Source organism: Pantoea sp. RCC30.1 (assembly GCF_058148845.1).
Genome location: NZ_JBXUHX010000001.1, coordinates 123,100 through 134,436 on the forward strand (window position 1 = coordinate 123,100; position 11,337 = coordinate 134,436).

Annotated in this window: 8 protein-coding genes; 4 read left to right on the forward strand and 4 right to left on the reverse strand. The window is 47.6% G+C overall.

Annotation, left to right across the window (positions count from 1 at the left end; genetic code table 11):
- Nucleotides 1-371 precede the first annotated feature (371 nt).
- On the reverse strand, nt 372-926 hold the full coding sequence (locus tag AC2LB6_RS00620) for a GNAT family N-acetyltransferase (RefSeq protein ID WP_490091972.1): 555 nt from the start codon (nt 924-926) through the stop codon (nt 372-374).
- Nucleotides 927-1,334: 408 nt separating this feature from the next.
- Between AC2LB6_RS00620 and AC2LB6_RS00625 the strand changes: the two genes are divergently transcribed.
- Nucleotides 1,335-1,952 carry a pyridoxamine 5'-phosphate oxidase family protein gene (locus AC2LB6_RS00625; RefSeq protein ID WP_490091973.1) on the forward strand — a complete coding sequence of 206 codons (618 nt, stop codon included), beginning with the start codon at nt 1,335-1,337 and terminating at the stop codon, nt 1,950-1,952.
- A 51-nt stretch (nt 1,953-2,003) separates the two neighbouring features.
- Here AC2LB6_RS00625 and AC2LB6_RS00630 read toward each other — a convergent pair whose 3' ends face one another.
- Both AC2LB6_RS00630 and AC2LB6_RS00635 read right to left on the reverse strand, forming a co-directional pair.
- The gene (locus AC2LB6_RS00630) at nt 2,004-2,396 is read right to left on the reverse strand and encodes a VOC family protein (RefSeq protein WP_490092289.1); all 393 of its coding nucleotides are present in this window, start codon (nt 2,394-2,396) and stop codon (nt 2,004-2,006) included.
- Between the two features lie 170 nt (nt 2,397-2,566).
- Nucleotides 2,567-3,574 carry a hypothetical protein gene (locus AC2LB6_RS00635; protein ID WP_490091974.1) on the reverse strand — a complete coding sequence of 336 codons (1,008 nt, stop codon included), beginning with the start codon at nt 3,572-3,574 and terminating at the stop codon, nt 2,567-2,569.
- Between the two features lie 308 nt (nt 3,575-3,882).
- On the opposite strand from AC2LB6_RS00635, the gene AC2LB6_RS00640 reads away from it, so the two are divergent.
- Entirely contained in the window at nt 3,883-5,076 is a 1,194-nt protein-coding gene (locus AC2LB6_RS00640) for an MFS transporter (RefSeq protein WP_490091975.1), read from the forward strand.
- Between the two features lie 296 nt (nt 5,077-5,372).
- On the opposite strand, the gene AC2LB6_RS00645 is transcribed toward AC2LB6_RS00640, so the two are convergent.
- Nucleotides 5,373-6,284 carry a LysR family transcriptional regulator gene (locus tag AC2LB6_RS00645; RefSeq protein WP_490091976.1) on the reverse strand — a complete coding sequence of 304 codons (912 nt, stop codon included), beginning with the start codon at nt 6,282-6,284 and terminating at the stop codon, nt 5,373-5,375.
- A 247-nt stretch (nt 6,285-6,531) separates the two neighbouring features.
- On the opposite strand from AC2LB6_RS00645, the gene AC2LB6_RS00650 reads away from it, so the two are divergent.
- Nucleotides 6,532-6,714 carry a hypothetical protein gene (locus AC2LB6_RS00650; RefSeq protein WP_490091977.1) on the forward strand — a complete coding sequence of 61 codons (183 nt, stop codon included), beginning with the start codon at nt 6,532-6,534 and terminating at the stop codon, nt 6,712-6,714.
- 1,510 nt (nt 6,715-8,224) lie between these two features.
- The gene (locus AC2LB6_RS00655) at nt 8,225-11,248 is read left to right on the forward strand and encodes an autotransporter domain-containing protein (RefSeq protein ID WP_490091978.1); all 3,024 of its coding nucleotides are present in this window, start codon (nt 8,225-8,227) and stop codon (nt 11,246-11,248) included.
- Nucleotides 11,249-11,337 lie beyond the last annotated feature (89 nt).

Sequence of the window (11,337 nt, forward strand, 5' to 3'; positions counted from 1 at the left end):
CCTCAACGTCAAGGTTAAAGCAACGAAGTTGCATTAACAGATAACGGCAGTGTACCGCATCTCAGGCTGAGCAGGCGCTAATGTGTGCTATCGGGCGATTGTGAATTAAGGCTGCAGTTTACTCAGGACCGATTTAACCGGCTCGGCGGTGAGATGTGACGAACGGTTATCTGATGCGCCTATCCATAAAAGACTGACTGCCATGACTGCTGAAATAAAAATTGTACGAATATCCATAAAGCCTCCCCGGAATAAGATGGATAAAGTAATTCAGACTGCCAGGAGTTAATCGCGGGATAAGAGATGCTTAAAGGGGTAAAACGCGAAAAAGTGGCGCAAATTTCGTCACGCCTGGGTTACCAGCGAAAAAATCAGAGGGAGGTGGTCACGGTGTTGCCAGCCGCAAGCCATTCGCGTCGGCTAATAGTAAACATCAGGTTGGGAGGAAACCTATCTGGATCATCGACCTTCTTCAAAAAGGTTAAACCCGCTTTTTCCAGTACCCGGCGCGAAGCCAGATGGTTTTCGCGCGTCACACCCGTAATGACGCTCAGCCCGGCCTCTTCGAATCCGTAGCGAATGGCTCTGCGGGAAAGCTCGGTCGCATACCCTTTTCCCCAGGCAGCAGGCTCAAACCGGTAACCGAGATTATTCGTCTGACGGCCGTCGAACTGACTTCTGAATACGCCACCAAAGCCGATGATTTTTTCCGGATGGGCTTTCTCAAATATTGTCCAGTCGCCAAACCCCTGTTCCTGGTAGCTCTGTAATATGCGCTCCATGGCCTGAATAGCATAGGCTCTGTCAGGCCATGGACCTCGCGGGTTGAATTTATGCGTTTCGGGATCGCTGTAGATTCTGAAGAGGTCGTCGAGATCCTCACGAAGGGTATATCTGTAGAGCAACCGTTCAGATTCCCAAACCATCCTGCACTCCTTTTGCATGCTGAATAAGCAATTTTTACTCTTTATATCAGCAACGTCTCCTGTCACCAACTCTGTTAATACTCTTAACGAATGGCGGTTGATTTCAGTGCAAAAGGCGCAGTTTTCTTGCTCATCTGATCGCAGTAAATGGACCCCTCATCAGAGGCTGTCGCTACGTTTTATTGTGCTTCTGATATTGATAAAGAGTAGAAAGAGGTTGTCGTCCCAGGTAATGAGCTGTTTTAGCGGCGGGAAGACGGGTTCTCATGGGGTCATTGTCATAAAGGATAGCGCAAACGTTCTGAAGACACCGCATGGGTGTTAAAGTACTGCTTAAAGTGGCGCGTCGGGTCTGTGTAGTCTCACCTTCAGCGTCATGAGGATCTGAATAGTGAAAGGAAAGTGCAAATGGCTGAACAGAACAGCATTATTACTGAACTGACTGAACTTGAACGTCTTTACGGCACGGTTGCCAGGCCCTCTATCGCTAAGGTGACCGATCACATTCACCCCGTCTATCGTCCGTTTATTGCCGCCTCGCCTTTTGTGGCGCTGGCAACGTCAGGGTCGGAGGGACTGGATGTTTCACCGCGCGGCGATCCGGCCGGATTTATCGAAATTGAAGATGATAGAACTCTGCTATTGCCCGACAGACGTGGCAACAACCGCATCGACAGCCTGCGTAATATTCTGCATGACAATCGGGTCGCGCTGCTTTTTCTCATTCCTGGCATTGGCGAGACGTTACGCATCAACGGCACGGCAGCAATCAGCACCGACCCGGCGCTGCTTGAGCGCTTTGCCATCAACACTCAGCTACCCAAAACCGTGCTGCGCATCAACGTGGAGAGCGTTTTCTTTCAGTGCAGCCGGGCAATTATTCGCTCCGGATTATGGAATGTTGAAACGCAGATCTCGCGGCAGTCGCTGCCCAGCACCGGCTCGATTCTCAAACAGATTGCGGAAATTGATGGGGACGCCTACGACAAAGCGCTGCCTGAACGATTGAAGAATTCGCTTTATTGATCGCCGTTCGTGACTTTCAGGTTACGCCTCTAAGCGCACGCATCAATAGCCTTATGCAAAGCTCTCAAGTATCTGCTTTACCTGAAGGTAGTCGTAAGAGGTCACTTCAATTTTATTGTTACTGAGGTCGTTGAAATAGACGGACATCGACACATCGTGGTCACTGACGTTGAAAGGGATTTTATTGTCATTGAGGATAGGGATAAGTTCACTAAAAGATGACGCTGCCACCCCGAAAGCCACGGTATGGCCTGGTGGCTGAGATTGTCTGAGGAAAAGAGAGAGTGATGCCCGGTTGTTCCTGATGACCAACGGCCCACCCTGTTCAAACCAGAAGTACAGTGAAGTGTCGCGTTCAAAGCCCAGGGTTTCGTTGTACCACTTGTCTGCCTGTTCAATATTATCAACGTAGAGATGGATATGATCGATCTCAGCTATCTTCATCATCTGGCTCCCTGATTGTTTATTAAGAGTAAGACTCGCCGAAACGTTGTTGATAAACAATCCGAAAAACACATGACAACATGAAATTTACCATGATTCTTTATGGCAGACAGAGATTACCCTAAAGGCTGCTGCGACAATCATATTGCTTAGCTTATTTAATTAAAGTCTCACTTATCTTTTTTTAAGCAGACCAGTGCAAACCTTCCTCGTTCCGCTACAGATTCCGATATATCGGAAGCCAGTTGAGTGGCCATGGAAAAGGCTTCATCACATATATTTTCTAATTCTTTAATCAGCATTTCTCCGGCTATACGCCGTACCATCGGTGAGCGGTCAAGTATGGCCATCCTTAAGATATCAATAAAAGGTCTGGAAACGACTATTGTTTTTTCTTTTAAAACAGGTACACGCCGTCGTACGCCAAAGGCTTTATCAATCCACTTCCACTCCAGCCCCTCGGACCAGATAATTTTGCCTTCGAACAGGCAGCGGTACGCCTTCGCACGCAGTGAGGGCTGAATGGATAATTCAGCAATCTCAGACAGAAAATTATCTAATACTGACGTGCGTCCTGCCTGGGTAAAGACAGTCGCAGCAGGCCCCGAAGAAGCGCAGATAAGTCTTTTTTTCAGAGAGGCAGTGACGTTCTCCATTGAAATAATGTCTGTCAGTACCTCGTGTTCCTTCTCACCCGCTCTTTCCCATGAGGTCCAATAGGGAAGCGTTATAAACAAGACATCCACGATAACTTCCGGGTCAGAAGCTGCTGCGATTGAGGGCAGTGCTTCACGGGCGGCTTCTCTGACCTGAGGAACCCAATCATTTAACCTTCTGACGGCTAAGGCAAATAAAAAACTGTTGGGAGCACCAGCTGATAATGTTCGTAATGCGCGTTCCCGCCGAAAACCATCTGCATGACATAAGTCCAGCCACCTGAGAGAACCCACCTGCTGAATCTCAGCACCTGCCCATTTATAACCTGATCCATAAAAAGATGAGTCAATCTGCCAGCGTATTAATCGCTCCCAGTCAGCAAGACTTTTTAATGGCAGTAGTGACGTTGCAACCACGAAAGCTGATATATCAGGCCTTATTCGCTGATACAAAATATCAAAGGTGAGTGATTTTTTGACTGCTTCAGTAACTTCCTGTTTAAGGCTTTCCTGCAATAGCATGCGCCCTTTTCCCCAAATTAAATTTATAACGGTTTGAGCTTATCTATAAAGTCACGGTGGCCCAAAGTCAACGTGCCTCTGCCAGCACTTGGACTCCCGTCGGGAGAGGGTCGTACATCGGATATCCTGATAACAGGTTTGCCTCTTTCAAAAAGCAGACGTAAAACTTTGAATAGCTCTCACCGTTACAAACTCTCAGACATGCCTTCAACCCCACCGCAATAAACGTTAAAGCAAAGATATTGCATTAAGGTTCAGTTAACCGTATACCTTATTAAAAGCTAATATTTTGCATTAAGGTGATTGCCATGAACCCCACATTGACGCCCCAGGCTGCTGCCCGCACCACGCTTTTCAGTTTTACCGGTGCGGCGCTGATTTCCGCCACCAGCAGTGCGCCAACGCCGCTGTACCCACTTTATCGCAGCCTGTTCCACCTGACGCCGACCATGCTGACGCTGATCTTTGGCGCCTATGCTTTCGCTTTGCTGGCTGCGCTGCTGACGGTGGGTAAAGTGTCCGACTTTACCGGCCGCCGTCCGCTGATGCTTCTGGCGCTGGCGATCAATACGGTCGCGCTGGTGATCTTTATGACTGCCAACTCTGCCACCACCTTAATCGCCGCCCGGCTGGTGCAGGGTTTTGCTACAGGTATTGCCTTGCCGACCTTTGGTGCCAGCCTGATTGACGCCAGTAAAACCCGTGGGCCACTGTTGAACTCATTCACCGCCTTTCTGGGGATGACGCTGGGCACGCTGGCGGGCGGCATACTGGTCACCTTTGCGCCCTTTCCCACGGTAACGATCTATGCGCTGCTGCTGCTCCTGATGCTGATTGCCATGGCGCTGTTGCCGCTGATACCAGAAACCATTGCGCCTCAGCCGGGTATGCTGGCCGCACTGCGACCTCAGGTCAGCATACCGCGACGCGCACTGGGCCCGTTGTTGATGGTGACGCCGGTTAACATCGCAACCTGGATGCTGGGCGGATTTTACCTTTCCCTGATGCCTTCGATGGTGGCGAACGCAACCGGCCTGACATCGCCTTTTATCGGCGGCTCGATTGTGGCGACACTGATGCTGAGCGCGACGGCAGCAGTTTTTCTCTTTCGCCCGTTACCGCCTGCGCGGGCATTAGTTATCGGTACGCTGATGCTGATAGCGGGCGTCAGCGTCACTCTTATGGGCCTTTCTCTGCACAGCGTGGCCTGGCTCTATTTCGGTACCGCCATTGCGGGTCAGGGATTTGGATCGATTTTCTCCAGCGTGCTGAAGATCATTATGCAGTTAGCTGAAAGTCATGAACGCGCCGGACTGTTCTCCGCCTTTTTGATCAAAAGCTATCTCGCCTTTGCCCTGCCTGCGATTGCCGCAGGGATGGCAGCACCGCATATTGGGCTGAACCAGACCGCCTGGTGCTATGGCATGACCATCATCGTGCTGGCGCTGGTGTCGCTGCTGGCGATCAGAGGTCGCGCTTTAGCCGGAGCGGCCAGTTCATAAACCCGCCCGACGCGGCCAGGTGTCAGCTGCGTGATACCGTGAGTATGATGTCGAAATCCAAATCTGATGCGGTCTTAGCCCGGTTTTCATCCGCCACAAAGGGCCTGTTTGTCAATGCCCCCGGAAACAGATGAATAAAGTGACTGCAATGATAAGAGAGTCAATAGGTCTGGAAAGAGGAGCCTATTCGGATTCATTTCCGGGTAATGACAGTCTGCTAACCTTTTATAATGGTTAAGAATTAAATGTCGTCAGAGAGTCAACAAATCTTTTTAGCTTTACCCTTGCTCACAGGTTTACTTTTTCTCAGGTAAGTCGCCACCGTATCTGAAGACTGACGCCATAAATTTCCGAATTGCTGGCGAAGTATCCCGATCTCGGGTAGCGAGTATGACAGTAGTAGTGGGTGTATGGTCCTCAATCGGCAAGAACATGACCCCGCTACTTAGCGTTTTCCTCATAGAATCAGGAACAATCGAAACACCTAAACCGGCGCTCACCATTGGAATGATTGCCTCTATCTGAAGCACTGCCTGTTCGCATAGCGGCGTAAACCCAGCCTGACTACAGGCAGCCATGATGGTATCGAACAGACCACCGATGCTACCTCTCTCGCATAATACAAAAGGCTCTTTGGCGAGTTTTTCCAGCGAGACAGTACTATCTGCAACAGCCAGCTTGTGAGCAACGGGTAAAACTACGGCTAACCTTTCCTGAACAACAGGTGTAAGTTCAATACCATCTATCATCGTCGTTAACGGCCAAATAAATGCAGCATCCACATTTCCCTCAAGCAGTTTTCTTATCAACTCAGGCGTGTGCCCTGCCAGCGCTGGCTTCAACAACAGTTCAGTATGAGTACACTTAAACTGGTAAAGGATAGTGGATACGTCCCGGTTGAAATACGTCCCACCAGCAAATCCTAAATTCAACTCGTTGCCCTGGCTTCTTTTAAACCGTTGTACCTCATGTAATGCAACATCAACACTGGCAAGAATATCTCGTGCATGTTTGAGCAGCAATCGACCTCCTTCAGTGAGTTCAACACCTCTGGAGCGGCGATAAAATAATTTTATTTCCATACGCTTTTCCAGACTCTGTATTTGCAAGCTAAGGGGAGGCTGTCCTATCTCTAACCGCTCAGCCGCGCGACCAAAGTGCCCCTCTTCCGCCACAGCAATGAAATAACGCAGGTGATGCAGTTTCATATTCTTATCCTTATCTTTTTCACTGAAAGATATCAAAGAGAGCACTCTGGATGTATTGCACCGATAAATCAGCAGTGCATACTGCTTCAGGTGAGCAAGCGTGACGATGTTTACTTAACCACATGTTAATTTCCGTTAATGGAGCTAATCAGTCTGTTTAATAAATAGTGGAGCACAAGCATTGAAAAAAAACCGAAGAACTGTGTGGATTTTACTGTTCCTGTCATGTTTTCTTTTCTGGTTCGTTATGTTCTCTATCCTTAATCATGCTTTGGCAGTAGATGAATATCAAAAAAATAACGACGAGCATGGCGATGCTTCTCCAGAAGAGCTTATTGAGAAAGTAAAGCAACTAGATTTAACTGAGCAGCAAAGAAAATTCATTGAATCTTTCATTAACATCGACAAAATCAATGATAAAAACGAATAATGATTCTGTTGCTGCTCATCATTTCACTCAGTTGTGCTGATCGTTAATCTGAAAAAATCCTGTAGTGTCATTAATATCCTTTCTTTCAGGAAGGTTTCGGGCAGCAGTGTCACGGATTTACACTGTAGTCATGTGAGGAGATCATGATCGGCAGTTAATGGTTCATCATCACCGTAAGCAACCTTGAAATGGGTTAAGCTATTGACATAAGTCTTCACTGATACATAAGGACCCTCGTTGAATTATAAAAGAAACAGCCTGGTGTATACCTTTATGTTTTTAACTAACTCATATTTTTGTGTATTCAACCAGAGTATTGTTCAGTATGACGCTGAGACTCCATGGCAGCTTCTATAATCTATCGGCAAATTTCTTGATGAAAAGACTTATGTAATTAATGTCATTAGCAGAATGTGGCTTTCTAACTGATTTACTAAAAATATTTTAAGTCACACAAAAAGTCATCTGGCAAAGGGCCTATGATTTCATTGAGTTAAATAATAAAAAACACTAACAAAAGTTTAAGAATTAAAATAAAATCACAATATTACTGGCGGTATTTTAAAGAAAATGATGTAAATCCATCATTTTAATCGACTATCTTTTCTAAAATTAAAATCTTCATGTATGAAATTATAAAAATAAAAAAAAGGATTCAGCCCACTACGGAAACCTGTTCTATACTTTTAATTTTTACTACAAATCAGTTTGTTACAACCCGCAACAAGTTGATAGCCGATTACGTTCTACACAAAATACCACTCTGCAGCCATAGAAAACGCTTCGACAGCCCTTCACTCCTGCCTCGAAAGAGGGTTAAACGAGTGTCTTTTTCCGGTTCAACCTGCCTGCAAAAATTCATAGAATTATGTAATGCGGCGCACAATATGTCAGAGCTTTCAACCAGGAAGATGACAGGTTATATAACCGGCTAGTTGGTGCGTTAATGGATGAATATGCTTTGCACTGATGTTGATGAAGCGAAGCCCGCCTGCCGTTACTGATATCTTCGCCTCAGAAAGCCCTTAGTATCAGATACGAACGTAATAATTTTCTTGAGAGAGGCAATTACCTTTATCTCAATGTGGTTTTTCATTTTAATAGGCCCAAAGCATTAATGTTATTTGAGATAGTAGCATCTCTTATACGCAGGTTTATTGATTCAGGCAGGTTGATAAACACCATCATTATTTGTTTTTGTTCTAAGAGCAAGCCGCATTAATTTGGTGTAAGGAGAAAGCTACAAAAATTAAATAACTTAAAAAAACAGGATTTTACCTCTCATACCACGCTAACGCTAAATTCCACAAAAGATTCATAATCCATAATACCAACCTGGAATAGAATCCCCCCCGTATTAATATTCTGACATTAAAAAATACAAACCATTACCGGTTACATCCGAAATATTTTTAAAATATTATTTTTGGGAAAAAACATAATGGCACCCTTTTTAAGCCGGCAAATGCGTAATATTTATTTGAAATTCTTACTAAAACAGGATAATGGTATGCCACAATTTAAAAACTGCTCAGCATTTTTGCCTAAGTTTATTGTGGCCACGATGCTTGTGAATTTTCAAATACGCGCTGACACATTACCGCCTCCGCTAACAGTATCACAGCTCGACGGGGCCAGGGTGCTTAACGGCACCAATGGAATAGATTCTTTACCCTTGCAGACCTATCAGCAAAGCCTGCAGACAACCATTAATTTTAATAATAATGCCAGTCCCGAACGAGTAGACCAGGCTGTTTTTGACGCCAGTAATTATGTTTATGGCGGTTTCGGCACTAAAATCGATAAACAGTTACTTGCAGTTTTTAATGATTCATCCACCCCTTCACCACTGTTGAACTCGCTGAAGTTCCTGGATTTTTTTGCGAATAAAAGAGTCGGTATCGACAGTTCAAGGCTTAAGCTATATTTTGGGGTGCTGACTGATCCTGCGCCCGATCCTACGGGTAATGTCTATAGCAATACTGAAAAAACCGGATATACCCTGCTTCAGCAGTTCTATGCCTCAAACTCTCAGGGAAATCCCCGGCCCTTTCAGGTCAGTGATCAGATAAAACTCGATCCACGTTATGGCATCGTTCAGTCACAAAACTCTGCGGCATTCCCGAGCGGCCATACAACGGCGGGCACGGCTGTCATGCTTGCTCTCGCTATGGAAGTTCCGCAGCTTTATCAGTCCATACTCGCAAGAGGCGCTGACATCGGAAATAGCCGCCTCGTTCTCGGTGTTCACTATGCTCTGGACGTAATAGGCGGTCGTATTCTTGCCACACAGGAAATGGTCAAATATTTAAATAATACGCCCGGATATACAAATCCTGGTGAAAATTTCCCACAGGAACTGGCAGCTCAGGCCATTCCCATTCAGGCTTTTCTCGCCTCGCAGTGTGGTAGTGTTTCCTACAAATCTCTACAGCAATGCGCGCAGTCCAGTCCGGATGCGTTCACCAACTATAAAAATAATGAAGCGGCGTACACTTTTGCCCTGACTTATGGCATGACGCCAGTTGGCCCGACGAATCTTGCGCCCGTCGTGCCGGTTGGTGCCGAGGCCCTGCTGGCCACCCGCTTCCCTTATCTTTCCGCAGAGCAGCGTCGCGAAGTCCTTGCCAGCACAGAAATTGCTTCGGGTTTCGCACTGGATGATGGGTCCGGTTATGCACGGCTAAATCTTTTCGCTGCTGCGGGTGGATATGGCGCATTTACCAACGATATGATCGTGAACATGGATGCATCACTGGGCGGGCTTAATGCCGCTGACTCATGGATGAATGACATCTCGGGGCCAGGCGGCCTGACTAAAACCGGCAGTGGTGAACTGACACTGAATGGCAAGAGCACCTATCAGGGAGCCACCATCATCAATGGCGGCAAGCTTGAAGTTAACGGGGCTATCACGTCGCCGACGACCATTAACGCCAGCGGCACGCTGGCGGGTTCAGGAACAGTCAGCAATATTCTGGTCAACAGTGGCGGTACCCTGGCGCCTGGCTCGCTGGAAAATACAGGAACGTTGACGGCTAACGGCCAGGTATTGTTCGCCAGTCATTCGATCCTGGCCATCCGGGGTACCCCTGCCGCAAATGACCAGCTTACCGCTAACGGACCTGTTACGCTCGGCGGAGGAGAGGTTCAGGTAAAAGCAGGCAGTGGTCTCTACCTTCCTGCCAGCCGCTATACGATTATTACTGCGCCAGAAGTCACGGGTACGTTTAACACTGCTTCAACGGATCAGGCCTTCCTGGCCCCCCAGCTCAGTTATGATGCAAACCACGTCTATATGGCGCTTAACAGAAATAGCGTCTCGCTTTCAGGGCCTGCACGTAACGGCAATGAACGTGCTATAGGCAAAGCGCTTGATAAAGCTGCCGAAGGTACGCCAGGTGAGTCTGGCAACCGCCTTTTAAACAGTCTTTATCAGTTGACTACCCCACAGGCGCAGAGCGCGCTTCACACACTTTCTGCACCTGGTATTGGGTTTGCTGAGGCGGATAATATCGATCGCGGACGGATCGCCAGTCAGATTGTTGGTGGGCAGATGGGTGACTGGCTTGGAATTAACAGCGTTCCGACAAGCACCAGCCCGGCATACCAGCCAGCAAGTGGCAATGCAAATATTCCGGCATCTTATTCCGGCAATATGGCTAACCTGACTGTTGCGCCAACCTCTCATTCCTGGGGGACATTTACTGGCGGAAGAACAACCCGCAGCCCGGATGCTTCAGAGAGCTTTCCCGGCGGGCATAGTAGCTATACGGGCATTTTCTTTGGCGTCGATAATGCACTTTCGGACACCCTGCTTTTGGGCGGAGCCGTTGGCATAACCCGCGGTAATTTCAGTACCTCCGAAGGCGGTATGTCGGGTAAGGATGATGGATATCATGCTCTCGTCTATTCGGCACTGGCTTATGAGCAAAACTATCTTCAGTTAAGTCAGGCTTATAGTCATTTCAGCAATAAAACACTACGTTCAACCATGGACTTCGGCTTGCTTCAGTCCGATCAATTGAGTAGCTCCTTTGGTGCAGATGAATGGCGGACACGAATTGAAGCAGGCCATCGCTTCGACTTTGATGCTGCCAGACTGTCACCTTTTGTGGCTCTGGACTTCGCGAATTACCATGCAAATACCTATTCTGAGCAGGGTACTAATAGTACGGGCTCAACCGCGCTTAACGTGGAGAGCAATACCACCACTTCAGTACCGCTGTCGCTGGGGCTTCACGCGGCGGCAAACTATGAATTTGCTGACGGATGGATGTTAAGCCCAAATGCCACAGTTGCTGTGGTCCATGAGTTGTCCCAAGACCGTACCGTCACAGCACGATTTCGCGCCCTGCCTGAGGACGCGTTTGTTCTTAATGGACCGAGGGCCGATAAAAACACCGTTCAGTTCAACCCTCGTCTGACTCTCTCTTCTGTGGCCGGTTTATCCTTTATGATAGAAGGTCAGGCAGCACATTCAGGCGAATCGGACAGCCTCGCAGGCCGGTTGTCCGTGAAATATAGCTGGTGAAGAACAGCATCTGACTGCTGAAGCTTACGCCTGAATAGCGAGTTACAGCGTTCCACTCATGCAGCCGATCACTGATTTTAAAACCTGAA